Here is a 24,923-nt window from a genome sequence, read left to right as displayed (position 1 = left end):
TCACCGCACCGCCCCTTCCGTGAATGCCGTCTCGATCACATCCCCAAAAGGCTGCCACGACCGTCCGTCGAACTGCACCAGCCGCATCTGCTTGATCGGCAAATAGTTGCTCGGCGAAGTGTTCATTCTGATGTCGGGCAGCGCGACGGAGGGATGATAACTGCTCAGCGAAGCCGCCTGGCGCATGATGTTCTCGCGCGACAGGTCGTCGCCGCATTGCGTCAGCACCTTGGTCAGCGCTTCGGCCGCGGCATAGCCATAGAGCGCGGCGCTGTTGTTCGTGCTTTCGACCTGATGGTACTTGTCCATGAAGCTGAACCAGTCCTTCATGGCGGCGTCGTCCTTCCAGGCGGGATCGCTCGGATCCTTCAGGAAGGCTGCCGAGATCACGCCGGCCGAGTTCTCCAGGCCCGCGGGCGCCATCGCATTGGCGATCGAGGCGGAGGAATCGTTGACGATGAACACCGGATGCCAATTCAGTGAGGCCGCCAGCTTGATCACCTTGGACGCCGTCGACGGCACGCCGAGAAAGACGAAGATGTCGGCCCCAGTGCGCTTGAGGATCGAGACGTGCCCGTCGAGATGTTCGTCGTTGATGTCGAAGGCGATGTCGACGAGGACATGCCGGTTCAGATCGCCGAGCCCTTCCTGGATGCCCTTGTAGAGCATGCGTCCGAACTGGTCGTTCTGCCAGAGCACGACGATCTTCTTCCGGGGGTAATAGGCCTGGATGTAGTTGGCGTAGATGCGCCCCTCCGACCGGAACGACGGCTGCCAGCCCATGGTCCAGGGAAACGCCTTTGCCCGGCTCAGCTCCTCGTCGCCGGAGGCCACGAACAACTGCGGGATCTTCTTCTCGTTCAGATACCAGCGCGCGGCGAGATTGCCGGGCGTGCCGAACGAGCCGAACATCAGGTGCACATCGTCCTTCTCGACCAGATTGCGCGTCAGCTCCAGCGCGGCAGCCGGATCGGAATTGTCGTCGCGCGTGATGAAGCGGACCTTGCGGCCGTTGATGCCGCCGCGCGCATTGATCATGTCGAAATAGGCGGCTTCCGCCTGGCCGATCGCGCCGAATTCCGAGAGCAGCCCCGAATACGGCATGACATTGCCGATGCGGATTTCCTTGTCGGTCGCCGGTTGCTCCGCGTGTTGTTGCTGCGACATCGCGCCTAGCGAGGCTAGAGCGGCGATCAAAACGAACAGAACTCTTCCGGTGACGCGCATGCTCGGCACCTTGTCGTTGGCCCCCAACGAGGTCGGCTTAGTCCGCACCAAGGCGAGTTGATCTACGTCAAGCGTTTGGCGATCGTGTGGCTTGGCGGCCCGCTTCCACAGAGCGCGAGTCCGGGACGAAATGGCAGGCGTGCTGACACGCCGCTACGGCAGCCCACGCGCCTCGAGCTGATGCACCAGCAGCAGCGTCGGCTCGGCGAGGCTGTCGCCGGAGCCGTCGAGGCCGAAGGCGCCAGCGATGCCGTCGCGGCTGCGCAGCATCGCGCTGCGCGGGCAATGACCAGCGCCGCAGAGCGTCTTCTTCAGGGTCTCACCCTGTTTCATGACGCCGGCGGAATCGTCCGCGGCCCAGGCCAGCACGATCGGAACGTCGACGTTCAGGATGCCCGGAAACACCGATCGCTTGTCGTATTGCGTCGCGTCGCTGCCGAGATAGGCCTTCTCGCTGTCGTTCGCGTCCTTGCCGGCGCGGTAGATGCCGGACACCAGAACGACGGCGGCAACATCGGCGCGATCGGTCTGAAACTCGGGATGCGCCAGCAGGGTTGCGACGTGGAAGGCGCCGGCGCCGTAGCCGACCGCGACGATCTCGCGGGCATCGCCGTTGAACAGGTCGATATTGCCGTGAACCCAGGACAGCGCGGCCGCCACGTCCGTCGCCCCCATCGGCCAGGTCGCCGAAGGAGCCAGGCGATAATTGACGCGCACCCCGATCATGTCGTTGCGGGCGGCAAAGCACATGACCTGGTCCTGGATCTGGCGCGACAGCTCGGGGGCGGCGCGGTCGCCGGTGAAGGTGTCGCCGGCCACGAACAGCAGCACCGGCCGCGGCGTATCCGCCTTGGTCGTGCTGGCGGCGACGTCGAGCACATTGGCTTCGCTCTCGCCGTAGCGCAGGCCGCGCGAGAAGGTGACCTGCTCGCAGAGCCGCGCGGTGCCGCCTGCGCTGGTGTCGGAATCGGTGAGGCCGACCCGGATGAGATCGGAGGGCGGCGACAGCCGGGCCGGCAAGGGGCCGTGGGCGGAGGCCGTGGTCATGGTCAGAAGCAGGAAAAGCGTCAGAAAATTCTTCATGATGATGCCGGCCTTGGGGGCCGATATTGGCTCGCTGATCTGGCCTGTCTTTTCAATTCGCATCATTTCTCGGCTGGGCTTGAGGCGAATTCACGGCACCTTTGGCAGGTCCGCGGCCGGCGCGGAACGGGCGGCCGGTGCGACATGCCGCCGCGTTCGGGGCGCAAAAGCGGGCTTGCGCTCTACTGTGCATGGGGTTGTTTTCGCAAATTTTGCTTTGGGCGGGCTGTCAGGTCCGATTCATGGTCCGGAACGTGACGGAATAACGACGCGCCTCGACCGGCGGGATGCTGTGCTCCCATTGCGAGCGCGCCTCGCCGTCCATCATGTAGAGCGAGCGCGGCAGGGCCTCGAGGGTGTGGCGCTGCCATTTGTCGCTGCTGCGGCGGCGGAAGCGGAACTTGCAAGGAGAGCCCAGCGACAGGCCGAGCACCTTGTCGAAATGCGGCTTGTCGCGGTGCCAGCCGATGCCGACCCCGACCTCATATTCGGTACAGAGCACCTGCCGGACGCTCCCCTCCCGCAGCCCCGCCCAATGCTCGACCTGGCGCGCGATCGGCAGGAGCCAGTCCGGGATCGGCTCCGCCTCGGTCAACCGCTGCAGCGCATAGTCAAAGCGATAGCCGAAGGACGCCACCCGGCGATGGCCCTCGAACACCCCGAACTGGAAGCGCTGTAGCGGCAATGCTGCGATGCGGCCGATCAGCGCCTGCTCGCTGGCGGCTTCGATAAAGTTGTCCGCATAGCGAAGGCCGGCCGGTCCTGCGTCCGGTTCGGCGAACAAGCCAAGCTGCATCGTTCCTCGCATTTCCGTGACGGAACCTTTTGGCGCCCCAAGCGACTTACATAGGACGCGGGGAGTAACGTGCGAGGCTGTCATGGCACATAAGCATACCGCCGATCCCACGGAGATCATGCGGGCGACCGGTCATCCCGAGCTGGAATATGCCGCCGGCTGGACCATCGCCGGTCTGGTCACCATCGGCACCATCGTCGCCGCCTGGGTGTTTGCGATCTAGGCAATCGGAAACTGAAGCTCGAAGGCCGCGCCCTCGTCGGTCGGCCTGAGGCTGATCGAGCCGCCATGGCTCGCCATCACCGCGCGTGCGATCGCCAGCCCCATCCCGGTGCCGCCCTGATCGCGGCGGGTGGTGAAGAACGCATCAAAGATCCTGTCGCGGTTCGGTGCCGAGATCGGTTCGCCGTCATTGCTCACCGTCAAACGCAAGGTCGTCCGCTCAAAGCTCGCCTCCAGCCGGATCGACCGCGCCTTGTGCCGCACCGCGTTATCAGTGAGATGCGACAGCACGATCAGTGCCTTCTCGCCGGACATGCCGATCGGGCGGTCCAGGCTGCCACTGGCCGAGATGTCGGTGGCCGGAAACTGGCTTCGGAGGTCGGCGATCACGGGTGCGAGCTCCGTGCGCTCGTTTTGCGGCAAGCTCTCTGCGCGAGCCAGTTCGCGCAGCCGCTGCGCCATCGCCTCCAGCCGCTGCGTGTCGGACAGGATGTTGGCGATGAACGTGTTCTGCTCGGCCGGCGTCAGGCCCTCGGACTTGCCTTGGACCGAATCCTGCAACAGCTCGGCCGCGCCCTTGATCGAGGTCAGCGGCGATTTCAGCTCGTGGGTGAGATGGGCCGAAAAGGTCGCGATATAGTCCGAGCGCCGCGCCAGCTGCTCGGCCATGCCGAGGAAGCTGTGCGAGAGCTGGGCGAACTCGCGCGTGCCGTAATGCCGCAACGGCTGAAACGCCTCGCGGTCGCCGCGGCCGATCCGTGCGGCCCGGTCGATCAGCTCGCGCATCGGCAGCGTGATGGTGCGGGAGAACACGAGGCCGATCGCGATGGTGCCGAGGATCACGGCGAGGCCGGCCAGCACGAACTTGGTCCGCTCCTGGTAGAGATGATCGAAAATGTTGCTCGGCGTCCGCGTGGTGTAGATCACGCCGGCGACGCGGTTGTTGACGGTGACGGGCATCGCCGAGAACACGTGCACGCCGAGGCCGCGGCTGAATGAGTAGATCGGCGGCGGCGGCTTGTCCGGCACGCGGTTGCGCAAGGTCGCGCGGTATTGCCCGTGCAGCGCATCCGCGACCTCCTCGATATGGGCGAGCGACTGCCCGACCTCCTGCCGCCCGGCGATGACGACACCTTGCGGATCGAGGATCCGGAAGCCCGCCAGCGTCACCTTCTGGGTCTCGCGGATGATCGGCGTCAGTTTTGCGCCGATCTCGACATAGGCAGGCTGCGCGGGCCGGGAGGCGGGCAGCGCATCCGGTCGCCGCCGCAGCAGGTCGTTGGCGGTGAGATCGAGCGCGGGCCGGATCGGCGTGACGGGGTCGCCGGGGTCGGGCAGCACGTTCGGAGGCACCTCGGCCCCGAGTGTCAGGCCATCGTCGAGCCGCGCCGTGACCTCCTGCGCATAGATCGTCGCCAGCACGCGGCTCTGCGCGATCAGCTCGGCCTGGGTCTGGCGGATCAGCTGGTTGTCGTAGAGGCGGAAGAAGAACAGGCCGACCAGCGGCAGCACGGCGACGGTCGCCAGCACCGTGAAGATCACGAGGCCGAGCGACGGCCGCCATTTGTCAGGCGCCGCGCTCATGCCTCTTTCTCGCAGCGGCCAAGCTTGAAGCCGACGCCGTGGATGGTCTCGATCACGTTCTCGCAATGCTGCGCCGCGAGCTTGGCGCGGATGTTGCGGATGTGGCTGTCGATGGTGCGGTCGGAGACCTGGATGTTGAGCTGATAGGCCGCCCGCATCAGCTGCTCGCGGTTGAACACCGAGGTCGGCCGGGTCAGGAACGCACGCAAGATGCCGAACTCGATCGCGGTCAGCTTCAGCGGCGTGCCTGCAAACGTGGCGACATGCTGCTCGGGATCGAGCAGCAGGCCCCCTTGCACGAGCGCGGTGGGACCGGCCTTGGCCTCGCCATTGCGCGGGGTGAGGCGGCGCAGGATGACGTTGACCCGCGCCACCAGCTCACGCGGGCTGAACGGCTTCGTCACATAGTCGTCGCCGCCGATCTCGAGGCCGAGGATGCGGTCGATCTCCTCGTCGCGCGCCGACAGGAACAGGATCGGCACGTCGGAGCTCTTGCGGATCTCGCGGCAGACGTCGAGGCCGTCGAACTCGGGCATGCCGATGTCGAGCACGATGAGATCGGGCCTGTCGGCGGCAAAGCGGGCGAGCGCCTCCCTGCCGTCGCGAGCCTCGATCACGTCCATGCCGGCCTTCTTCAGCGCAACGCGGATGACCTCGCGGATGTGGCCCTCGTCGTCGACGATGAGAATGCGATGCGCCAAGAAACTCTCCGCCTGCTCAGCCGGCCGGCTGATCCTTCACTTGCGCCGCCAGCCTATGCTGGAGCCGCCAATTCCTGAAACCCCAGCTCCGCCAAGCCAGATCCTGGCGCTGCTGTTCTACAAGGCGGTCGCGGCGCGACACAAGGCAGCTCTCGGGATTGCCCGGCCTGAGCATGATCGCCCTGTCGATGGCGGGCAGCGCCTGTGGTCCGAGCGTCAGGAGATAGTTGATGTCGACTTGCAATCCGTTGCCCGATGCTTCCCGGCTGTGGGCGACATTGTAGTCGGCAATGAAGGCGTCGAAGTTCACCAGCGAGCAGCCATAGAGCACGATCGTGAGCGCGGCCAGATTGATGCCCACGAGCCATTGGTTGGACCGGTTGAGGGCGATGCGGGCGACGATCAGGATCAGCCCCAGCGCGACCAGCCCCATCCAGATGAAAGCCGCGATGCGCCAGTAGGTCAGCATGTAGATGTCGACATAGAGGTCGAGCCGAAGGATGGACGAGGCGACCAGCAGCACGTTCTGTCCGACCCACACATAGACCAGCGGCCGGATCACCTTCGATTTCTCGGCCGGCCCGCCCGGCCGCATCGCCACCAGCACGAAGGCCGCGGCGAGCAGGGCGGTTGCGATCAGCGGATAGGCGCCACGATGCGCATAGCCCGCATAGGTCAAATTGTCGGGCAGCGCCACATGGCCCCAGAGATAGATGCCGTCGAGAACGGACTGCGCCGCGAACAGCAGGTTGAACAGGATCAGCGAGCGCAGGATGGTGGAGGGGCCAAGAAACTCCGCCGACACCAACGGCGGCAGCGGCGGCGGGAGGGGGCCGTCCGCGACGGTGCTGACCATCGTCCTGCTCCGCCAGCGCACATGAATGAACGGCCAGACCAGTGCCATCATCAAGGCCCAGAACAGCACGCGCGGGATGCTGACATATTGCAGGATGAGTTTCGGATTGAGCAGGGAGACCCACTGTTCGATCACCGGATTGGCCGCGGCGAAGAGCGCGACGAAGACGGTGCTGAGCGCTGCGGGGAGCAGCCAGCGCGCGATGCCACGCGTCAACGCCGTTGCGTTGAATGCCTGGGGCGCATCGAGGAAGAACCGGAAGGGTCCGAGCAGTACGAAATTGCGCAGCGCGCGGGCGCGCTCGGCAAGCCCGGTCGTTTCCGCATTGGTCACGAGCAGCAGCGCAATCGCCAGCGACGCGACGAGGATCAGGAACGACAACGTGTTGAGCTCTTCGACAACAGGCACGAGTCCGGCGGCGAGAACGGCCGAGCCGACCATGGCTCGGCGCAGATCCAGGGCCGCGCGATTGAAGAGCACCGATACGCCGGCGAGCGCGATCGCAAAGAGCGTCAGCGACAGCCCGATCCGCTGCCCGTAGAACAACCAGTCGGCGAATGCGGCCAGCGCCAACGCGAGACCGACCTTGGCCGGGATCGAGGAATGATTGATCGGCTTGATCTCTTCTCCGATCGTCGAAGCCAGGCTCGTCATGTCCGGAAGACCTTTCGTGATGGTTGGCATCACGAAGTCTGAACGTCGTTTGTGCAGAAGGCGGGATCGCCGTCTGCACGGTTTCAGGAGTCTTTTGCAGTTTTCGTGCAGGCCCGCGTTTGCCTCTCGCGCAGGCCAAATCGCTTTGATAGGTGCGAAGCATTCGTTCCTCATCGCATGTGGCACATCATGCAATTCCTCCGTCGCACCGGTCTCGTCCTGCTCTGGCTTGCCGCGCCTCTCCTTGCATTCGCGGCCGCGAACAAGAACGATCCCTATCTGGTCCCGCTGCGCGGCGCCGGAAACATCGCGCTTGTCGCTGCAAGCATCATGATCGTCATCCTGCTGTTGCGTCGAGGGCGCTGGCGTACCATCGCGGGCAAGCTGCTCGTCATGTTCTGGTGTCTGCCGCCGGTGCTGATGTCGGCCGCGCATCTGAAGTACGAGCTGCGCAAGAACGAGGTTCTCGGTGCGAGCGCAGCCGAAGCGCGTCAGCTCGGGCCGCACTTCATGGTCGGCTATTCCTCGTTCCCCGAGGTCGCGCGTCTGGCCAGGCTGGGTCTGATCGGCGGCATCTATGTCACCCGGCACAACATCCGAGGACGGACGGTCGAGGCGCTGCGTGCTGAGATCGAAGCGCTCCAGGACGTCAGGCGCGCCGCCGGCCTGCCGCCGCTTGTCGTCGCCGCAGACCAGGAAGGCGGCATCGTCGGGCATCTCGCACCTCCGCTGACAAAGGTGCCGGCGCTCGCGACGCTCGCCGGGCTTGCTCCCGACGAGCAGCAGGCCAAAGCGGAAGAATTCGGCCGCATCCATGGCCGCGAGCTCGCAGGGCTCGGCGTCAACCTCAATCTCGCCCCGGTGCTCGACCTCAAGCCGCCACAGCGGCGCAACCGGCTCGACTTCCACACGCTGATCGGCCAACGCGCGATCGCGACAGATCCCAGCGTCGTCAGCACGATCGCGAGCGCCTATGTCCGCGGGCTGGAGGAGTCGGGCGTCGGCGCCACGCTGAAGCACTTTCCCGGCATCGGGCGCGTGCGCACCGATACGCATCATTTCAGCGCCAATCTCGACACGCCGGTGAGGGAGCTCGAAACCACCGACTGGCTGCCGTTCCGCGAGGTGCTGTCGCATTCGCGCAGCGCGCTGATGGTGGGCCATGTCACGCTTACGGCGGTCGATCCCGATCGCGCCACCTCGCATTCGAAGCGCGTCGTCGACGGCATCATCCGCGAGACATGGGGTTACCAGGGCATGGTGATGACCGACGATCTCGTGATGGGCGCGATCTACCAGAACGACGTCTGCAAGGCCGTGGTCGAGGCCATCAATGCCGGCGTCGATATGCTGCTGGTCGCCTATGACGGCGCGCAGTTCTACCGGGTCTTTGCCTGCGCGCTGGAGGGATCTCGGCAAGGCGGGCTCGATGCGGCCATGTTGCATGCGAGCGCGGCGCGGCTGGAGCGCGGTTTTCCGACCGAGCAGGCGCGAGCCGCCTCGGGCGCAATCCACCTCGTCGAAACTAGCCCTTCGCGAACTGGCGGTAGTCCGGCTCGCGGTGAAACCAGAATTCGTAGCCGGTGACGGCCTTCTGCATCGCGACGTCGTGGATCGGCTGGTTGAGCGGAACGACGGGAACGTCGCGCATGCAGAGCGCGATGAAATCCTTCACGCACCGGTCGTACTCCGCGCTATCTGCGGTGAACCGCGCCTTGTCGATCAGCGCGTCCATCGCCTTGTTCTGGTAGGACGAGATGTTGAAGATCGAGTTGTTGCCGTGGAAATTCCAGTAGAAGTAATATTCGGGATAATCCAGCCAGCCAGAGAAACGATTGAGCGCGAGCGGCAGCTCCTTCTTGTTCAGCGTCGTGCGCCAATTCGCGCCGGGGATCTTTTCGATGCCTGCCTTGATGCCGATCTTGGCGAGGCTCTCCTGGATCAGGATCGCGGTCGGCTCGCCGACGGTGGCGGTGCCCGTGTCGAGCGACAAGGTCGTCTCCAGGCCGGATTCGAAGCCGGCTTCCTTCATCAACGCCTTGGCCTTGTCGAGGTCGGTGACATAGGGAAACGGTTGCGGCCAGACCGGCTTTGAGACTTCCGCCGCTCCGCCGTACATCGGAACGGCGCGCCCGAAGAACGCGCTGCTTTGGATCTGCTCGTACGGCATCGCCCAGGCAATGGCCTGGCGCAGCTTCGCATTGTCGAACGGCGGCTTGGCGGTGTTGAGCGCGACATACCAGAGCGCGTTCGGGATCGGCACGCCTGAGACCTTGACCTTGCCCTCCCTGATGATCTGCTCGAAATCGCGCGGCGCGAAGCCGCTGGAAATGTCCGCATCGCCCCGTTCCAGCATGGCGCGGCGGGTACCTGCGGAGGGAACGTCGCGCGCGATCACGCGCTTCACCTTCGGCAGCGGGCCGCTCTTCCAGTCGTCGAACCGCGCCAGCACGGTCTCGCTGCCGGGCTTCCAGCTTTCGATCTTGTAGGCGCCGCCGCCGGCCTCGTTGGTCCTGAGCCACGCCAGTGCCCAGGGGTCTTCAGCCGTCGCATTCTTCTTCGCCAGCTCGGAGTTGATGATGAAGGGCACGACGACCGCGACGTTGAACAGCAGCATCTTGTCCTTGCGGACATAGTCGATGCGGAAGGTGTGGTCGTCGACCACGACGAACTGCTCGGGCTTCTCCAGCGACCCCGCCGACATCTGGAAGGTCGGAAAGCCGCCGACCTTCACCGCGCGGTCGAACGACCATTTGACGTCCTTGGCGGTCACAGGCGTGCCGTCATGGAATTTTGCATCTTTCCGCAAGCGGAAGGTGCAGGACATGCCGTCGGTGGCGACCTCCCAGCTCTCGGCGAGCTCGGGCGCGAGCTTCTCGCGATCGTACGAGATCGTGCCATCGGGCAGCGTCTTCGAGGCGTAGCTCAGCAGGCGATCATAGCAATTCCAGGACAGGCCGTTCACGGTCTGGTTGGAGCCGACGCCCTGCATGTCGAGCGAGTTCGGCCCGAGCTCCTGCACCACCAGCAGCGTCTCGCTGCGCCCCTGCGCCAGGGCATGGGGAGACGTGATGGCCGTCATTGCAGCGGCGCTCAAGCCGCCGAGGACGACGTCACGGCGGCTGACATGGAAGGTTGAATCGCGCATCGCTGTCCCCTGAGAGAGTTGTCCCGGGATCGAGAGGCAAGGCGTGTGCCATCAGCGCGCTTCGAGATGCCGCAACTATCTCAGTTCCTCCGCGAGGAAATCGACCAGTGCCCGTATCTTGGTCGAGGGACGCGGGCCGCCCGGGAAGACGGCGTGCACGGCGAGGGGCGAGGCCTTGTAGCCTTTCAACAGTGGAACGAGCGCACCCGATTTGATTTCGGGCGCGGCCATCACGGACGTTGCCATCGAAATGCCGAGGCCCGCCAGGGCACAGGCGAATACGCCCGGACCTGAATCGGTATGGATACGGCCGCGCACGTCCACCGACGTTTCCGCGCCGTTGCGCGTGAACACCCAACTCGCCCGGCCGGAATGACCGGGCCCGAAGATGCAATCATGTGAAGCGAGATCGGCCGGCGTTTTCGGCGTGCCGCGGGCGGCGAGATAGGACGGGGACGCCACCAGGAGGCGCTGCAAGGTTTCGAGCTTGCGTGCGCCGAAAGCGGAATCGTCGAGCTCGCCGAGGCGGATGGCAAGATCGGCGCCTTCGGCCACGAGATTCTGCCGTTCGTCGACCACCGACAGCTCGACGTGCAGCATCGGATGCATCGCCAGGAATTTCGGCAGATGCGGAATGATTTGCCGCATGCCGTACATGATGGGCATGGCGATGCGGATGGTTCCGCGCAACGAATCGATGCCGCGTGCGGCGTCCTCCGCGTCCTCGATGTCGGCGAGGACCTCACGTGCGCGCGCGAGGAAGAGTGCCCCAGCGTCGGTCACGGTGATGCGGCGCGTGGTCCGCAGCAGCAGCTTGACGTCGAGCCGCGCCTCCAGCTCGCCGATAATGCGGGATACCGAGGGCTGCGACAGGCCGAGCTCACGGGCCGCCCTGGAAAAGCTGCCGCATTCGGCGGCCCGCACGAACACCGTCATTTCCTGAAGCCGGTCGCTCATTTGGATTCCAAATAAATCTTCTCCGGCCGAGCGGTATACCCCTCGGCTTCCAAATGATCCAGATAGGCCGGGCCAACAGCAATCGACGGAGTTTCGCCATGGCCCTGCAAGACAAGCTCGATGCCTTCAAAGCCGATTTCGAAGGCGGCCGCCTGCCGCTCAAGCCCAGCCGGGAGGTGCTCGACATCATGCACCGCGCCACCGCCGAGCTGATCGCGAGCGGTCAGGCACAGCGGGCGAAGAGGGCCGGTGACGCCGCGCCGGAATTCACCCTGAAAGACCCCGAGGGCAGGCAGGTCGCCTTGCGTGAGCTGCTCGCCAGGGGACCGCTGGTCGTGTCGTTCTATCGCGGCGTTTGGTGCCCCTATTGCAATCTCGAGCTCCAGGCGCTCCAGGAAGCGCTGCCGGAGATCGTCGCCCGCGGTGCCAGCCTCGTTGCGATCTCACCGCAGACCGCGCCGAACAGCCGGAAATCGGAGCGCGACAACAAGCTGTCCTTCCCCATCCTGAGCGACGTCAGGAGCGCGGTTGCCGAGGCCTTCGGCATCCGTTTCGCGCTGCCGCAGGAGCTCGTCGCGCTCTACCAGTCCTTCAAGAACGATCTGCCGACGTTCAACGACGATCCGGCCTGGGTGCTGCCGATGCCGGCGCGTTACGTCATAGGCCGCGACGGAATCATCGCCTATGCGGAGGTGAATCCGGACTACACGCACCGTCCTGATCCGTCGGAGCTTATGCCGGTGCTGGATCGTCTAAGCGCCGGCAAGGCGGCTTGAGACTTACGATGTGATTGCTCCGCGCGCCGCTACGCGCGGGGCGGTTGGATTCCGCCGGAGATGGCTACCGCTGGCGTGCGATCAATCCGTCGATCATCGCGCGCACCAGGTCCGCGATCTCCCTGCGTAGCGCCGGCAGCGGCACGGCAACCAGCTTCTGCTCCAGTCCCAGTGCCACCATGCCATGCACGGCCGAGAACAGGCTGCGCGCGGTGATGCCGAGCTCCTCGGGGCTTCGCTTCGGAAACAGTGCGGCCAGCGGCTGGTAGATGTGGCGGAACAGCTGCATCTGGTCTGCGACGGACCAGTCGGGGACGGCCTTGTCTGCCTCCATGCGATGCTCGAACAGCGCGCGCCAGAGTTGGAGATTCTCCGCGGCGAAATCGCAATAGGCGAGGGCGATGCGGACCAGGCTTTCCTGCGGTGATGGCTCGCCTGCGCTGACCGCTGCGCTGAGCACCTCGTCGAGCCGGAGTAACGTGCGCGAACCCACACGCAGGATCAGCTCGTCCATGTCGGCCACGAGATTGTAGACCGCGCCGTTGGCGCAGCCGATCTCGCGGGCGAGATCGCGGGTTTTCAGGCCCGACAATCCGCGATCGGCGATCATCCGCTCCGCCGCCAGGATCAGGGCGGATCGAAGTTTTTCTCGTCGTTCCAAGGCCTTAGACATCAATTGCAAAATTCTTTGAGCATTGCTCAAAATATCCTTGAACGATGTTCAAGTTTGCTGCTACAAACGGCTTGTGAGCAACGCTCATAACAGGGAGCTGAAGATGTTCAAGACCGTCGTGACACTTTTCCGCGGCAGCGTGGCCGCCGCCGGCGAGGAGCTGGAGGACCGGACGGCCCTCCTCATTCTCGACCAGCAGATGCGCGATGCGGCCGCGGCCGTCGAGCGCAGCAAGCGGACGCTGGCGCTGGCGATCGCGCAGGACCAGCAGGAGGGCCGCAAGCTGGAGGCCACCGTCGCCCGCATTGCCGATCTCGAGACCCGCGCGGTTGCGGCGCTCGATGGCGGCCGTGAGGATCTCGCCAGGGACGCCGCCGAAGCCATCGCGGGCCTTGAGGCCGACCGCGATGCGGCGATGACGGCTCGCGCCCTGTTCGCAACCGAGATCGCCCGGCTGAAGCGGCACGTTGCAACCGCGCAGGCCCGCATCACCGAGCTCGATCGCGGCCGCCGTCTCGCCCGTGCCTCGGAGGCGGTGCGCTCGCTTCGCCGCAGCGGCATCGAGGCCGCACGTCCTTACGAATCCACGTTGCCGGAGGCGGAGGGCACTTTGCGGCGTCTGCGCGATCGGCAGATGGAAGCCCAGGCTGCCGACGATGCGCTGGTCGAGCTCGATGTGGCCACGGGTCCCCTCGCTACCGCCGAGAGACTCGCCGAGCAGGGCTTTGGTCCGCGTCTGAAGACGACCGCGGACGACGTATTGGCGCGGTTGAAATTCAAGCAATCGCCGACCGCCTGACCTCATCCCCCCATCATCATCGCACCAACAGGAGACCATCATGAACCAGAACGGCCAGCCCCACAGCAGCGCCTGGGTGACCTTCACTTACGCGTCCTTTGCAGCCTCCGCATTCCTCGTCGCCATCGGCGTCTTCTTCCTGCCGATCGACTTCTGGATGAAAGGCTATCTCACCATGGGTATCGTCATGCTGATCCAGACCTGCATCACCCTGACCAAGACCGTGCGTGACAATCACGAGAGCAGCCGGCTGGTGAACCGCATCGAGGACGCGAAGGCCGAGCGGCTTTTGATGGAGGTGTCCAAGGCCGCCTGAAAAAGCGCCTTGATCCGATCCGTACGAAAGCAGGGAGCCGCGAAGGAACACGCGCCGCGGCTCTCGCATCCGCAACCATCCGGAACGACGTCCTGATGGTCGTGATCCGCATCACGCATTGTACTTCGGCTGCAGGTGGGATATGGCTCTCGCGCTTTTCAGAGGCGGAGACGAGCTTTGTCGAAACAATCGCTGCGTGAAGAGGCCGAGCGCCTGATCCGCGAATCGATGGAAAAGAAGACCATCGTCGTCAAGCAGGGCGCGACCCGCATCGAAGCCGTCTGCGGCAAGTGCGGCGCGCCGAACCGGGTGCAGGCGGAGAAAGGCCAGACCCGGGTCAAGTTCGCGTGCAAGAATTGCGGACACCAGCAAGAGACGCTGTAGGGCGTCTTCTCTTCCTCTCCCACAAGGGGGAGAAGGAAAAGCGTCACTTCCCCTCCACGAACCTCTTGAACGCATCCGCATAATCCGGATGCCAGCGCGACAGCGGCGGGCGGTTCTCGATGACGTCGCCGGCGGCCCATTCCATGCGCTTCTCGTCGAGCGCGCGTGGCACGTCATTGTCCGGGCACAGGATGTAGAAATCGCCGGTTTCCAGCCGCGCCAGCATGAAATCGACCGTCTGCTCCGGCGTCCAGGCGCCGGCGGGTTTTTCGGTGCGGCCCTTCGCGGTGAGCCCGGTGAAGACGAAGCCGGGGATCAGCAGGTGCGCCGTGACGTGGCAGTCCTTTGCGTTGCGTAACTCGTGCTGGAGCGCCTCGGTAAAAGCCTTCACACCGGCCTTGGAGACATTGTAGGCGGGGTCGCCGGGTGGCGTGGTGATGCCCTGCTTCGAGCCGGTGTTGATGATGAGGCCGCATTTGCCGCGCGCGATCATGCCGGGCGCGAAGATTCGCGAGCCGTTGATGATGCCCCACATGTTGACGGCGATGATGCGCTGCCAATTGTCGGGTTCGTCGAACAATGTGCTGCCTGGCTGGATGCCGGCATTGTTCATGAGGATGTCGGTTCCGCCGAAATGCGCGCCCACGGCGCGCTCCAGTTCCTTCACGCTCTCCGCTCTGGCGACATCGACGGCGAAGGACATCACGTTTGCGGCAGGCGTGACGGATGACAGTTTTGTCGCTGCCTCGGTCAGTCGAGCCTCGTCGACGTCAGCGATACACACCTTCATGCCTGCGCGTGCGAAGGCCATGGCCGCGGCAAATCCAATGCCGGATGCGCCACCGGTGATCACGGCAACATTGTCTTTCACGATGGCGGCATGTGGCATGGCAAGGTCTCCGGGGAGGGCGCGGTCGAGCTATAACATGGCATGCGTGCGACCCTGCACAAGTCGGCATGGGAGGTCTTCGTTCCACGCTGCCTTTACGCTCCTCGGGCAGCGCTGTATTCTCCACGACCTAACGATCCCGCCCAGATCGAACCAATCAATCACCTGACAGGGAGTGCAGCCATGGCTGTGTCGCAGGCTATTCCGATCACGCGCCATCCGTTCGCGAACGGGTCCTACAAGCAGATGCTGATCGACGGGAAGTGGGTCGATGCGGCCTCAGGCAAGCGCTTCGAGACCCACAATCCCGCGACGGGTGAACTGCTCGCGACCGTTGCCGAGGGCGACAAGGAAGACATCGACCGTGCGGTCGCCGCCGCCCGCCGCGCCTTCGAAGGTCCCTGGAGCAAGGTCAAGCCGTTCGAACGGCAGAACCTGCTGCTCAAGCTCGCCGACCTCGTCGAGAAGAATTTCGACGAATTGTCGCAGCTCGATACGATGGATATGGGTGCGCCGCTCAGCCGCACCCGCGCCTATCGCCTGCGCGCGGTCGGCATGCTGCGCTATTATGCCGGCCAGACCACCGCGATCCACGGCGAGACCATCGAGAACTCGCTGCCCGGCGAAATCTTCTCCTACACGCTGAAGGAGCCGATCGGCGTCGTCGGTGCCATCATTCCCTGGAACGGTCCGCTCACCGCGACGATCTGGAAGATCGGCCCGGCGATCGCGACCGGTTGCACCGTGGTGCTCAAGCCCGCCGAAGAGGCGCCGCTGACCTCGCTGCGCATCGCTGAGCTCGCGATGGAAGCCGGCATTCCCCCGGGCGTCGTCAACGTCGTGCCCGGCTATGGCGAGACCGCGGGCGCCGCGCTCGCCTCGCATCCCGACGTCGACAAGGTCGCCTTCACGGGCTCGCATGTCACGGGCCAGTCGATCATCCGCGCTTCGGCCGGCAACCTCAAGCGTGTCTCGCTCGAGCTCGGCGGCAAGTCGCCGGACATCGTGTTCGCCGATGCCGATCTCGACGCCGCCGTGCCGGGCGCCGCGATGGCGGTGTTCGCCAATTCCGGACAGATCTGCAGCGCCGGCACGCGGCTGTTCGTCGAGCAGGCGATTTATGAGGAGTTCGTCGGCCGCGTCGCCGAGTTCGGCAAGAAGCTGCAGGTCGGCAACGGCCTCGATCCCAACGTGCAGATCGGCCCGCTGGTGTCCGAGCAGCAGCTCGAACGCGTCACCGGCTATCTCGACATCGGCCAGAAGGAAGGCGCACGCGCGCTCGCCGGCGGCGGCCGCGTCACCGAGGGCGCATTGTCGAAGGGCTTCTTCGTCTCGCCGACGGTGTTCGCGGGTGTCCAGGACAACATGCGCATCGCGCAGGAGGAGATCTTTGGCCCGGTCATCTCCGCGATCGCGTTCAAGGACATGGACGAGCTGGTCAAGCGCGCCAACAACACCACCTTCGGTCTTGGCTCGGGCTTGTGGACGCGCGACGTCACCAAGGCCCATGCGGTCGCGAAGCGCCTGCGCGCCGGCTCGGTGTGGGTGAACTGCTACCAGGCGATGGACCCGGCCGTGCCGTTCGGCGGCTACAAAATGAGCGGCTACGGCCGCGAGTCCGGCAAGCAGCATGTCGAGGAATATCTCAACGTGAAGGCCGTCTGGATCAAGACGGCTTGACGCGCCATCGCGTCCGGACTTCAGCGACTCGTTTGCTTGCGGCGACGAGAGGCTGCTAGCGACGACCAGAAGTTGTTGCCCGGACGCTACAAGCGATTTTGAAACGACTGTCGTCAGTGATCTCACAAGGATTGTTATCCCATTTCGAAGGTTGGCTCGTTACTGCTGGTCAACGTCAATGTTCGGGTTGGGATATCGAGAATGCTTCGTTTCGCTTCGACAATGCTTGTGGCTTTGGGCATCGCCTCGGTGCAGTCCGCGACCGCAGCCGATCTCGCTGCACGTGGGCCGCTCTACAAGGCGCCGCAATTGCCCGTCGCCTACAACTGGTCCGGCTTCTACGCCGGCGTGAATGTCGGGTACGGCTGGAGCGATGATGCTATCAAGCTCGCGCCGCACGATCCGGTTTTCACGGCGGGCGTGCTCGACGTGGCTCTCGCCGGCGGCCTTGTCCCGCCGTCTCTGGCAACGGACCCGCGCGGTGTGCTGGGCGGCGTGCAGGCCGGCTACAATTTGCAGACGGGTTCGCTGGTGTGGGGCGTCGAAGCCGATATCGCGGCGGCCGGCATCAAGGGCAGCTCGACGGTCTCGCGAACCCTGCCGGTTTTCCCGGACATCATGACCAGGCAAGAGCAGAAGGTCGATTGGTTGGGGACCGTGCGCGGCCGGATCGGTGCCACCGTTACACCCGATTTGATGCTCTACGCGACCGGCGGTCTTGCCTATGGGCACGTCAAGGCGTCGACGTCGATCGTGGATCCCACGCTTGCGGCCGGCACGCCCTGCCTCAACGTGATCTGTGGCGCGGGGACGTCGGAAAGCTGGCGCGTGGGCTGGGCCGTCGGCGGTGGCGGCGAGTACCGCATTTCGTCGAACTGGAGCGTCAAGCTCGAATATCTCTACTATGATCTCGGCAGCGAGAAATACACCTTCTTCAATCCGCTGTTCCCGTTCACTCCGGGTCCCGCGCGCGGCTTCGACGCAACTGCGGATTTCACCGGCCACATCGCCCGGGTCGGCCTGAATTACAAGTTCGGCTCGGGCCCGGTCGTCGCGAAATACTGATCCCGACGTTCTGGACAGATAGTAAGCCCCGGGCGCGGCCCGGGGCTTTTTTCTGCCGCCTGTTTCGGCTGGCCTGCCATCCACCCAAGCGGCTTCCGGGCCGCCACCCTTTCTCATATGATCCCCGTCCTCTCATCGATCATCCGGGGATCACATGAAATTCGAGGCGTTGTTCAAACCGTTGCAGGTCGGTCCGTACAGGCTCGCGCATCGTGTCGCGTTGGCGCCGCTGACGCGCATGCGCGCCGAACGCGAGAGCTTTGCGCCGCGGCCGCTCAACGCCGAATATTACGGCCAGCGTGCGACCAAGGGCGGTCTGCTCATCGCCGAAGCCTCGCCCGTGGTCTCGCATGGCCGCGGCAATCCGGCGACGCCGGGCATCTATTCGGAGGCGCAGATCGCCGGCTGGCGCAAGGTGACGGACGCCGTGCATGCCAAGGGCGGCATCATCTTCCTCCAGCTCTGGCATGTCGGCCGCGTCTCGCACTCCTCCTTCCATGGCGGCGAGTTGCCGGTTTCAGCCTCGGCGATCCCGATCAAGGCGGAGGGCATGAAGGCGATGACGGCCGACGGCAAGATCTCCGATTATGAGACGCCGCGCGCGCTGGAGACCGCGGAGGTCAAGGGCATCGTCGAGGCCTTCAGGCAAGGCGCGAAGAACGCGCTCGCCGCCGGCTTCGATGGCGTCGAGATCCACGGCGCCAACGGCTATCTGCTCGAGCAGTTTCTGCAATCGCGCAGCAACCAGCGCAGCGATCAATATGGCGGTTCGATCGAGAATCGTGCGCGGCTGCTGCTCGAGGTCACGCAGGCCGCGATCGACGTCTGGGGCGCCAACCGCGTCGCGGTGCGGCTGTCGCCCCACGGCATCGCCAATGATTCCGGCGAGGCCGACCCGATGCCGCTCTATACCTATGTCGTGAAGGCGCTCGACAAGCTCGGTCTCGCCTATCTGCATTTCATCGAGCCGCGCTCCAGCGGCGCCGGCCGTGCCGATGTCCATTGGGAGAACGTGCCCTCGGCGATGGTGCTGTTCCGTCCGCACTACAGCGGCGTGCTGATGACCGCCGGCGGCTTCACCGGTGAGACCGCGAACGCGGCGATCGCCGACGGCCACGCCGACATCATCGCCTTCGGCCGCATCTTCATCTCCAACCCCGACCTGCCGCGCCGCCTGCAGCACGGCTACCCGATCACGCCGTACAATCGCGCGACGTTCTATGGCGGCGAGGAGAAGGGGTATACGGACTATCCGATTTATGACGAGCTGACGCCGGCGTAGGTCCCTCCGTCATTCCGGGGCGACGCGAAGCGTCGAGCCCGGAATCCATCTCACGTACTGGCTTGCTGTTCGAGGGATTCTCAGGTGCGCAATTGCGCACCATAGCTCGCGACTTCGTCGCGCCCTGGAATGACAAGCGCATATCGCGTACATGACGACGGAGAGACGTCCATGGCCAAAGCCGCAGCCGCCGCAGGGATCGCCACCGGCCAGTGCCTTTGCGGCAAGGTCACCTTCGAGATCGACGTTCCCGCGCGCTGGGCCTGGCACGATCATTCGGCCGCCAGCCGCCGTGCTCATGGTGCCGCCTACGCCACTTATGTCGGAAGCTGGAAGAAACGCTTTCGCATTACGTCCGGCAAGACCTCGCTCACCCGCTACGAGGACAAGTCCACCAAGACCACCCGCAGCTTCTGCTCGCAGTGCGGCACGCCGATCGCCTATGAACGCCCCCGCGGCCCCCACATGGTCAATATCCCGCGCGCTCTATTTCGGGAACGCACCGGCCGCCAGCCGCTCTATCACATAGGGATCGAGGAGCTGCAGGAATGGGCCTATACCGGCGAGCCCCTGGTGCCGTTGAAGGGTTTTCCGGGCGTGGTCTGGCAACGCTCGAAAAAGAAGAAGCGCGCGGGCGGCGAGGATCCGTTCGAATTGGGGCGGGATGAGAGGTAGCTCTATTCGCTCGTTCTCGTGTCCCGGACGCGCTGCAGCGTGAAACGCTGCTGCGCAGTGCCGGGACCCATGTGTCAGCAAACTCGGCGCCAATCTGGGTCCCGGCTCTGCGTCGCATCACTGCGTGCTGCGCCGCGTCCGGGACACGAGAGCTGAAATCGATTTGGGCCCCACGCAACGCAGCCATGAGCGCGCTTCCTTGCGCGCCTCGCAAAAATTCGGCCATCATGCCTTCCGTCCTTGCGGCAACGTCCGCTCCCTGGAGGAAACATGAAGAACAAGATCACCGGCCGCTCCGCCTTTCTCGCGCTGCTCAAGGACGAGGGCATCACGCATCTGTTCGGCAACCCCGGCACCACCGAGCTGCCGATCATGCATGCGCTGAAGGACCATCCTGATCTCACCTATGTGATGGCGATGCAGGAGAGCCTGGTGGTCGCGATCGCCGACGGCTACAGCCGCGCCTCCGGCAAGCTTGTCGCCTGCAATGTCCACGTCGCCCCCGGTCTCGGCAACGCCATGGGCTCGCTCTACAACGCGCAGTTCACGGGCACGCCGATGATCCTGACCGCCGGCCAACAGGAGCAGGGCCATGGCCTGATGGAGCCGGTGCTGTATGGTCCGCTGGTGCGGATGGCCGAGCCGCTGGTGAAATGGGCGGTCGAGGTGACGCGGCTGGAGGATCTGCCGCGTATCGTCCGCCGCGCCGCCAAGGTGGCGATGACGCCGCCGACCGGGCCGGTGTTCATTTCGCTGCCTGGCGATATTCTCAACGCCGAAGCCGGCATCGATCTCGGCCGCTCCACCCGCATCGATGCACGCGTCAAGCCGTCGGACGAGGCGTTGAAGGCGTTTGCCGCGCGCCTGCTCAAGGCGGAGCGCCCCGTCATCGTCACCATGGACGAGGTGGTGAAGAGCGACGCGCTGAAGGAAGCCGCGGAGCTGGCCGAGCTGCTTGGCGCCGCCGCCTACCAATCCTCGACGCCCTATGGCTCGCACTTCCTCTCGGAGAGCCCGAGCTTCGCCGGCACGCTCGCGCGCGTGCAGAAGGTCGCGCGCGATACGCTTGCGCCCCACGATCTCCTGATCGCGCTCGGCGGCGACCCCTTGCGGATGTCGGTCTATAGCGAGGTCGATGCATTGCCTGATGGCCTCGGCATCGTGCAGATCGGCCTCGTCGATTGGGAGATCGCCAAGAATTACGGCGCCGAGATCGCCCTGAAGGCGGATTTGAAGGAAACGCTGCGCGCGCTGATCCCGGTGCTGAAGGAGATGGGCGGTGCGGCACTCGCGAGCCGTGCCAAGCAGCGCCTTGCCGAGCTTGCGCCGAAGAACTGGACCGCCCGCCGTGCCGCGCTGGTCGAGCAGATAGGCAAGAATGCGGGCCGCAGCCCCATCGATCCGGACTTCCTCGTGCTGCAAATGGTCGAGGCCATGCCGGGGAATGCCATCCTGGTCGACGAAGGCCTCACCTCCAGCCGGCAAGTTACCGCGCTGCGGCCGCACCGCGACCGCTACGGCTATCACGGCCTTGCTTCCGGCGGCATCGGCTGGGGCCTGCCGGCCTCCGTCGGCGCCAGCATCGCCAACCCGGATCGCCCCGTGGTGTGCTTCTCCGGCGACGGCAGCGCGATGTATTCGATCCAGTCGCTGTGGACCGCGGCGCATCACAAGCTTCCGCTCAACGTCGTCATCGCCAACAACGGCGGCTATCGCATCATCAAGCAGCGCCTGCTCGCCTTCCACGGCGACGACAATTACGTCGGCATGGATTTCGTCGATCCGCCCGTCGATTTCGCGGGCGTTGCGAAAGCGCTGGGATGTGAAGCGATCAAGATCAGCGACCCCAGGGAATTGAAGGCGACGCTGGCGTCGGCGTTCAATCGGCCCGGCACCAAGCTGATCGAGGTGATGGTGGATGGGAAAGTGTAGGGCGCACTGTCGTCCCCGCGAACGCGGGGACCCATACCGCGTAATCCATCGATGACGGTGGTGGGAGTACCGAACTCCGAGCCGTCGTCAAACTACTCCCTGGGGTTATGGGTCCCCGCGTTCGCGGGGACGACACCGGAGTACGTGGCAAGCTACCCCTTCTTCCCCACCCGATACCCCGCCGCAGGATGCGGCGCGTCGAGCCGTGCACGTCCGGTGCCGAACAGTTTTTCGCGCAGCGTGCCCTTGGCGTATTCCGGCTTGTACCGCCCGCGCTTGGTCAACTCCGGCACCAACATATCTGCGATATCCTCGAAATCGCCAGGCGAGATCGCAAAGGCCACGTTGAGGCCGTCGACGTCGGTCTTCTCGAACCAGTCCTCGATCTTGTCGGCGACGCTTTCGGGCGTGCCGACCACGACAGGGCCCGCGCCGCCGATGCCGACATGCTCGATGACGTTGCGCACGGTCCAGACGCGATCGGGATCGCCGCGGGTGACGTTGTCGAGCGCGCTGCGGCCGGCGTCGTTCTGGACGTGTCGCACTTGCTGGTCGAGCTCGTAGCCGGAGAAGTCGATGCCGGTCCATCCCGACATCAGCGCCAGCGCGCCTTCCGGATTGATGTGCGCGCGGTAGTCGGCGTATTTCGCAGCCGCTTCGGCCTCGGTATGCCCGAGGATGATCGTCATCATGTTGAACATCAGGATCTCCGCCGGGTTGCGGCCGATCCTGGCGGCTTCCTCGCGGATCGCCGCCACGCGCGGCGCAATGATCTTGGCCGAGGGGCCCGACATGAACACGCATTCGGCATGCCTGGCCGCGAACTGCCGGCCACGCGGCGAGGTGCCGGCCTGGTACAGCACCGGCGTGCGCTGGGGCGACGGCTCGCTGAGATGGATGGTGTTGTTGATGCGGTAGTTCGCGCTCTCATGATTGATGCGGTGAACCTTGCTGGGATCGGTGAAGATGCCGCGCTTGCGGTCGCGCAGCACCGCGTCGTCCTCCCAGCTTCCTTCCCAGAGCTTGTAGACGACGTCCATATATTCGTCGGCGATGTCGTAGCGGTCGTCGTGCCCGATCTGCTTGTCCTTGCCGGCGCCGCGCGCGGCGCTGTCGAGATAGCCGGTGACGACGTTCCAGCCGATCCGCCCCTCGGTGAGGTGATCGAGCGTCGACATCCGCCGCGCGAACGGGTAGGGCGGCTCGAACGACAGATTGCTGGTGACGCCGAAGCCGAGATTTTGCGTGACGGCGGCCATCGCCGAGAGCAGCAGCAGCGGCTCGTTCGACGGTGTCTGTGCCGCGTTGCGTAAGGCCGCGTCAGGGCTGTTGCCATAGACGTCGTAGACCCCGAGCACGTCGGCCAGGAACAGTCCGTCGAAACGGCCCCGCTCCAGCGTCTTGGCGAGATCGATCCAATAGGGCAGGCGGTTATACTCGGCGGTGCGGTCGCGCGGATGGGTCCACAGGCCCGGCGACTGGTGCGCGACGCAATTCATCGCGAAGGCGTTGAGCCTGATCTCTTTGGCCATGCTGGTTCCCCGGCGCTCTGTACCGAGCGCTCTTCGAATGGTAGACGTGCGCCCGAACTTGGTGCCCGAACTTGGCGAAGTTCTTGCATATGGCTTGCGCTTGGCAAGGCCAAAATCAGCGTCGCAGCTGTGCTTGGCAAGCCAACCTCAAGGATGCAAGGACGAAATCCCAAGAGAAGTACAAGCAAACTGCAAGAACTATCCAAGTCCCCGCCACTTTCGAAGGCCAGCCCGTATCGGGTAAGGTCCTTCGCCTCAACGTCTCGAAAAGCAAGTCATGACCAGAGCCGACGCCATCGCCCGCGCCCGTGAGGATTTCAAGTCCGGCGCGTTTCTCGCCGAGCTCGACCGCCGCGTCGCCTTCAAGACCGAAAGCCAGAACCCGTCCCGCGGCGCCGAGCTGCGCGCCTATCTGGAGCAGGAGATGCAGCCGGCGTTCGCCGCGCTCGATTTCACCAGCCGCATCGTCGAGTCCCCCAGCGGCAAGGCGCCGTTCCTGTTCGCCGAGCATCACGAAAGCGCCTCAGCGCCGACCGTGCTGATCTACGGCCATGGCGACGTTGTCGACGGCATGGAGGGCGAGTGGCGCGACGGGCGCGATCCCTGGCGCACCACGGTCGCGGGCACGCGGCTCTATGGCCGCGGCACCGCCGACAACAAGGGCCAGCACAGCATCAACATGGCCGCGCTTCGCGCGGTGCGCGACGCCCGCGGCGGCAAGCTCGGCTTCAACGCCAAGTTCATCGTCGAGATGGGCGAGGAGATCGGCTCGCCGGATCTCGGCAAGGTCTGCGACCTCAATCGCGACGCGCTCAAGGCCGATCTGTTCATGGCTTCCGATGGTCCGCGGCTGTCCGCCGACCGCCCGACGCTGTTCCTGGGATGCCGCGGCGGCATCCGCATCCATCTCGACGTGAATCTGCGCGACGGCGGCAACCATTCCGGCAATTGGGGCGGCGTGCTGGCCAACCCCGCGACCATCCTGGTCAACGCGATCTCGACGCTGGTTGACGGTCACGGCCGCCTCCAGCTCGAGGCCCTGAAGCCGCCGCGCCTCACCAACCAGATCCGCTCCTATCTCGCCGACGTGCAGGTGGTGCCGGGTGCGGACGAGCCCGCACTGGCCGAGAACTGGGGCGAGGAGGGGCTTTCAGCGGCTGAACGGCTCTATGCCTGGAATACGCTGGAAGTGCTGGCGATGTCGTCGGGCAATATCGAGAAGCCCGCCAACGCCATTCCGGGCCATGCCAATGCCGTGCTGCAATTGCGTTTTGTGGTCGGCACCAAGGTTGATGGGTTGATCGACGCGATCCGCGCGCATCTGGTCGACAAGGGGTTTCCGATGATCGAGGTGCGCGCGGCCCAGAGCTTTGCTGCATCGCGCACAGACTTCGACAGCCCCTGGATCAAATGGGCGGCGGATTCGGTGCAGGAAACTACCGGCAAGGCGCCGGCGGTGCTCCCGAATTTCGGTGGCTCGCTGCCCAACGACGTGTTTTCCGAGATCCTGGGCCTGCCGACGATCTGGGTCCCGCACTCCTATCCCGGCTGCTCCCAGCATGCGCCCAATGAGCACATCCTGCTGCCATTGACCGAAGAAGCCTTGACGGTGATGGCGGGGCTGTTCTGGGATCTGGGCCAGCTGCCGAAACCCCTCGCCTGAGCCGTTAACCTGAGCCGCGATCCAGCCAA

The 24,923-nt window shown here is 64.9% G+C and carries 23 protein-coding genes; 12 read left to right on the top strand and 11 right to left on the bottom strand.

Annotated features, from left to right (window positions below; translation table 11 throughout):
• The 3 genes from SE92_RS19360 to SE92_RS19350 form a co-directional block, all read right to left on the bottom strand.
• Positions 1-1,227, bottom strand: coding sequence for an ABC transporter substrate-binding protein (locus SE92_RS19360; protein WP_063203636.1), 1,227 nt, complete (start codon positions 1,225-1,227; stop codon positions 1-3).
• Positions 1,228-1,380: 153 nt separating this feature from the next.
• Positions 1,381-2,310 (bottom strand): alpha/beta hydrolase, encoded by a 930-nt coding sequence (locus tag SE92_RS19355; protein WP_063203635.1) that lies wholly within the window; start codon positions 2,308-2,310, stop codon positions 1,381-1,383.
• Positions 2,311-2,539: 229 nt separating this feature from the next.
• Positions 2,540-3,106: an alpha-ketoglutarate-dependent dioxygenase AlkB gene (locus SE92_RS19350; RefSeq protein WP_063197528.1), complete on the bottom strand. Its 567-nt coding sequence runs from the start codon at positions 3,104-3,106 to the stop codon at positions 2,540-2,542.
• Positions 3,107-3,188: 82 nt separating this feature from the next.
• Here SE92_RS19350 and SE92_RS36750 point away from each other — a divergent pair, with 82 nt between their 5' ends.
• Positions 3,189-3,329 carry a hypothetical protein gene (locus tag SE92_RS36750; protein ID WP_008133926.1) on the top strand — a complete coding sequence of 47 codons (141 nt, stop codon included), beginning with the start codon at positions 3,189-3,191 and terminating at the stop codon, positions 3,327-3,329.
• On the opposite strand, the gene SE92_RS19345 is transcribed toward SE92_RS36750, so the two are convergent.
• The 3 genes from SE92_RS19345 to SE92_RS19335 are packed head-to-tail and all read right to left on the bottom strand — an operon-like array spanning position 3,326 to position 7,123.
• A complete protein-coding gene (locus tag SE92_RS19345) occupies positions 3,326-4,912 on the bottom strand; it encodes an ATP-binding protein (protein ID WP_063197526.1) in 1,587 nt (528 codons plus the stop codon). The genes SE92_RS36750 and SE92_RS19345 overlap by 4 nt on opposite strands.
• Positions 4,909-5,613 carry a response regulator transcription factor gene (locus SE92_RS19340; RefSeq protein ID WP_063197524.1) on the bottom strand — a complete coding sequence of 235 codons (705 nt, stop codon included), beginning with the start codon at positions 5,611-5,613 and terminating at the stop codon, positions 4,909-4,911. Before SE92_RS19340 ends, SE92_RS19345 begins: the two co-directional genes overlap by 4 nt.
• A gap of 16 nt (positions 5,614-5,629) precedes the next feature.
• The gene (locus SE92_RS19335) at positions 5,630-7,123 is read right to left on the bottom strand and encodes a DUF4153 domain-containing protein (protein ID WP_063203634.1); all 1,494 of its coding nucleotides are present in this window, start codon (positions 7,121-7,123) and stop codon (positions 5,630-5,632) included.
• 189 nt (positions 7,124-7,312) lie between these two features.
• Here SE92_RS19335 and SE92_RS19330 point away from each other — a divergent pair, with 189 nt between their 5' ends.
• Positions 7,313-8,710, top strand: coding sequence for a glycoside hydrolase family 3 N-terminal domain-containing protein (locus tag SE92_RS19330; protein WP_063203633.1), 1,398 nt, complete (start codon positions 7,313-7,315; stop codon positions 8,708-8,710).
• Here SE92_RS19330 and SE92_RS19325 read toward each other — a convergent pair.
• Complete coding sequence (locus SE92_RS19325; RefSeq protein ID WP_063197523.1) at positions 8,649-10,271, bottom strand: ABC transporter substrate-binding protein; 1,623 nt, start codon at positions 10,269-10,271, stop codon at positions 8,649-8,651. The two genes, SE92_RS19330 and SE92_RS19325, sit on opposite strands and share 62 nt — an antisense overlap.
• Positions 10,272-10,346: 75 nt before the next feature.
• Positions 10,347-11,228 carry a LysR family transcriptional regulator gene (locus SE92_RS19320; RefSeq protein ID WP_063197521.1) on the bottom strand — a complete coding sequence of 294 codons (882 nt, stop codon included), beginning with the start codon at positions 11,226-11,228 and terminating at the stop codon, positions 10,347-10,349.
• Positions 11,229-11,326: 98 nt separating this feature from the next.
• On the opposite strand from SE92_RS19320, the gene SE92_RS19315 reads away from it, so the two are divergent.
• A complete protein-coding gene (locus SE92_RS19315) occupies positions 11,327-12,004 on the top strand; it encodes a peroxiredoxin-like family protein (RefSeq protein ID WP_063197519.1) in 678 nt (225 codons plus the stop codon).
• Between the two features lie 64 nt (positions 12,005-12,068).
• Here the strand turns inward: SE92_RS19315 and SE92_RS19310 are convergent, their stop codons facing one another.
• Positions 12,069-12,677, bottom strand: a complete 609-nt coding sequence (locus tag SE92_RS19310) for a TetR/AcrR family transcriptional regulator (protein WP_084251852.1) — start codon at positions 12,675-12,677, stop codon at positions 12,069-12,071.
• A gap of 103 nt (positions 12,678-12,780) precedes the next feature.
• Between SE92_RS19310 and SE92_RS19305 the strand changes: the two genes are divergently transcribed.
• The 3 genes from SE92_RS19305 to SE92_RS19295 all read left to right on the top strand — a co-directional run bounded on the left by SE92_RS19305 (position 12,781) and on the right by SE92_RS19295 (position 14,176).
• The gene (locus SE92_RS19305; protein ID WP_063203632.1) at positions 12,781-13,476 is read left to right on the top strand and encodes a PspA/IM30 family protein; all 696 of its coding nucleotides are present in this window, start codon (positions 12,781-12,783) and stop codon (positions 13,474-13,476) included.
• Positions 13,477-13,516: 40 nt separating this feature from the next.
• Positions 13,517-13,792 carry a YiaA/YiaB family inner membrane protein gene (locus SE92_RS19300; protein ID WP_063197515.1) on the top strand — a complete coding sequence of 92 codons (276 nt, stop codon included), beginning with the start codon at positions 13,517-13,519 and terminating at the stop codon, positions 13,790-13,792.
• Between the two features lie 177 nt (positions 13,793-13,969).
• On the top strand, positions 13,970-14,176 hold the full coding sequence (locus tag SE92_RS19295; RefSeq protein ID WP_008145196.1) for a hypothetical protein: 207 nt from the start codon (positions 13,970-13,972) through the stop codon (positions 14,174-14,176).
• A 43-nt stretch (positions 14,177-14,219) separates the two neighbouring features.
• Here the strand turns inward: SE92_RS19295 and SE92_RS19290 are convergent, their stop codons facing one another.
• Complete coding sequence (locus SE92_RS19290; protein WP_063197513.1) at positions 14,220-15,065, bottom strand: SDR family NAD(P)-dependent oxidoreductase; 846 nt, start codon at positions 15,063-15,065, stop codon at positions 14,220-14,222.
• Between the two features lie 183 nt (positions 15,066-15,248).
• Here SE92_RS19290 and SE92_RS19285 point away from each other — a divergent pair, with 183 nt between their 5' ends.
• The 5 genes from SE92_RS19285 to SE92_RS19265 all read left to right on the top strand — a co-directional run bounded on the left by SE92_RS19285 (position 15,249) and on the right by SE92_RS19265 (position 21,699).
• On the top strand, positions 15,249-16,745 hold the full coding sequence (locus SE92_RS19285) for an aldehyde dehydrogenase family protein (protein ID WP_063197511.1): 1,497 nt from the start codon (positions 15,249-15,251) through the stop codon (positions 16,743-16,745).
• Between the two features lie 201 nt (positions 16,746-16,946).
• Positions 16,947-17,810 carry an outer membrane protein gene (locus SE92_RS19280; protein WP_063197509.1) on the top strand — a complete coding sequence of 288 codons (864 nt, stop codon included), beginning with the start codon at positions 16,947-16,949 and terminating at the stop codon, positions 17,808-17,810.
• Between the two features lie 154 nt (positions 17,811-17,964).
• Entirely contained in the window at positions 17,965-19,092 is a 1,128-nt protein-coding gene (locus tag SE92_RS19275; RefSeq protein WP_063197507.1) for an alkene reductase, read from the top strand.
• 171 nt (positions 19,093-19,263) lie between these two features.
• Positions 19,264-19,767, top strand: coding sequence for a GFA family protein (locus SE92_RS19270; protein ID WP_063197505.1), 504 nt, complete (start codon positions 19,264-19,266; stop codon positions 19,765-19,767).
• A 270-nt stretch (positions 19,768-20,037) separates the two neighbouring features.
• A complete protein-coding gene (locus SE92_RS19265; protein WP_063197503.1) occupies positions 20,038-21,699 on the top strand; it encodes a thiamine pyrophosphate-binding protein in 1,662 nt (553 codons plus the stop codon).
• 152 nt (positions 21,700-21,851) lie between these two features.
• On the opposite strand, the gene SE92_RS19260 is transcribed toward SE92_RS19265, so the two are convergent.
• Positions 21,852-23,231, bottom strand: a complete 1,380-nt coding sequence (locus SE92_RS19260; RefSeq protein ID WP_063197501.1) for an LLM class flavin-dependent oxidoreductase — start codon at positions 23,229-23,231, stop codon at positions 21,852-21,854.
• 277 nt (positions 23,232-23,508) lie between these two features.
• On the opposite strand from SE92_RS19260, the gene SE92_RS19255 reads away from it, so the two are divergent.
• On the top strand, positions 23,509-24,894 hold the full coding sequence (locus SE92_RS19255; protein ID WP_063197499.1) for a M20 family metallopeptidase: 1,386 nt from the start codon (positions 23,509-23,511) through the stop codon (positions 24,892-24,894).
• Positions 24,895-24,923 lie beyond the last annotated feature (29 nt).

The sequence above is a fragment of the Bradyrhizobium sp. AT1 genome (assembly GCF_001590795.1).
Classification (GTDB): domain Bacteria; phylum Pseudomonadota; class Alphaproteobacteria; order Rhizobiales; family Xanthobacteraceae; genus Bradyrhizobium.
This window is presented reverse-complemented; position numbering and strand designations above follow the sequence as displayed.

Coding starts and splice junctions, on each gene's coding strand:
- SE92_RS19360 (WP_063203636.1), bottom strand. CDS start 1,227: ATGCGCGTCACCGGAAGAGTTCTGTTCGTTTTGATCGCCGCTCTAGCC.
- SE92_RS19355 (WP_063203635.1), bottom strand. CDS start 2,310: ATGAAGAATTTTCTGACGCTTTTCCTGCTTCTGACCATGACCACGGCC.
- SE92_RS19350 (WP_063197528.1), bottom strand. CDS start 3,106: ATGCAGCTTGGCTTGTTCGCCGAACCGGACGCAGGACCGGCCGGCCTT.
- SE92_RS36750 (WP_008133926.1), top strand. CDS start 3,189: ATGGCACATAAGCATACCGCCGATCCCACGGAGATCATGCGGGCGACC.
- SE92_RS19345 (WP_063197526.1), bottom strand. CDS start 4,912: ATGAGCGCGGCGCCTGACAAATGGCGGCCGTCGCTCGGCCTCGTGATC.
- SE92_RS19335 (WP_063203634.1), bottom strand. CDS start 7,123: ATGACGAGCCTGGCTTCGACGATCGGAGAAGAGATCAAGCCGATCAAT.
- SE92_RS19330 (WP_063203633.1), top strand. CDS start 7,313: ATGCAATTCCTCCGTCGCACCGGTCTCGTCCTGCTCTGGCTTGCCGCG.
- SE92_RS19325 (WP_063197523.1), bottom strand. CDS start 10,271: ATGCGCGATTCAACCTTCCATGTCAGCCGCCGTGACGTCGTCCTCGGC.
- SE92_RS19320 (WP_063197521.1), bottom strand. CDS start 11,228: ATGAGCGACCGGCTTCAGGAAATGACGGTGTTCGTGCGGGCCGCCGAA.
- SE92_RS19315 (WP_063197519.1), top strand. CDS start 11,327: ATGGCCCTGCAAGACAAGCTCGATGCCTTCAAAGCCGATTTCGAAGGC.
- SE92_RS19310 (WP_084251852.1), bottom strand. CDS start 12,677: ATGTCTAAGGCCTTGGAACGACGAGAAAAACTTCGATCCGCCCTGATC.
- SE92_RS19305 (WP_063203632.1), top strand. CDS start 12,781: ATGTTCAAGACCGTCGTGACACTTTTCCGCGGCAGCGTGGCCGCCGCC.
- SE92_RS19300 (WP_063197515.1), top strand. CDS start 13,517: ATGAACCAGAACGGCCAGCCCCACAGCAGCGCCTGGGTGACCTTCACT.
- SE92_RS19290 (WP_063197513.1), bottom strand. CDS start 15,065: ATGCCACATGCCGCCATCGTGAAAGACAATGTTGCCGTGATCACCGGT.
- SE92_RS19285 (WP_063197511.1), top strand. CDS start 15,249: ATGGCTGTGTCGCAGGCTATTCCGATCACGCGCCATCCGTTCGCGAAC.
- SE92_RS19280 (WP_063197509.1), top strand. CDS start 16,947: ATGCTTCGTTTCGCTTCGACAATGCTTGTGGCTTTGGGCATCGCCTCG.
- SE92_RS19275 (WP_063197507.1), top strand. CDS start 17,965: ATGAAATTCGAGGCGTTGTTCAAACCGTTGCAGGTCGGTCCGTACAGG.
- SE92_RS19270 (WP_063197505.1), top strand. CDS start 19,264: ATGGCCAAAGCCGCAGCCGCCGCAGGGATCGCCACCGGCCAGTGCCTT.
- SE92_RS19265 (WP_063197503.1), top strand. CDS start 20,038: ATGAAGAACAAGATCACCGGCCGCTCCGCCTTTCTCGCGCTGCTCAAG.
- SE92_RS19260 (WP_063197501.1), bottom strand. CDS start 23,231: ATGGCCAAAGAGATCAGGCTCAACGCCTTCGCGATGAATTGCGTCGCG.
- SE92_RS19255 (WP_063197499.1), top strand. CDS start 23,509: ATGACCAGAGCCGACGCCATCGCCCGCGCCCGTGAGGATTTCAAGTCC.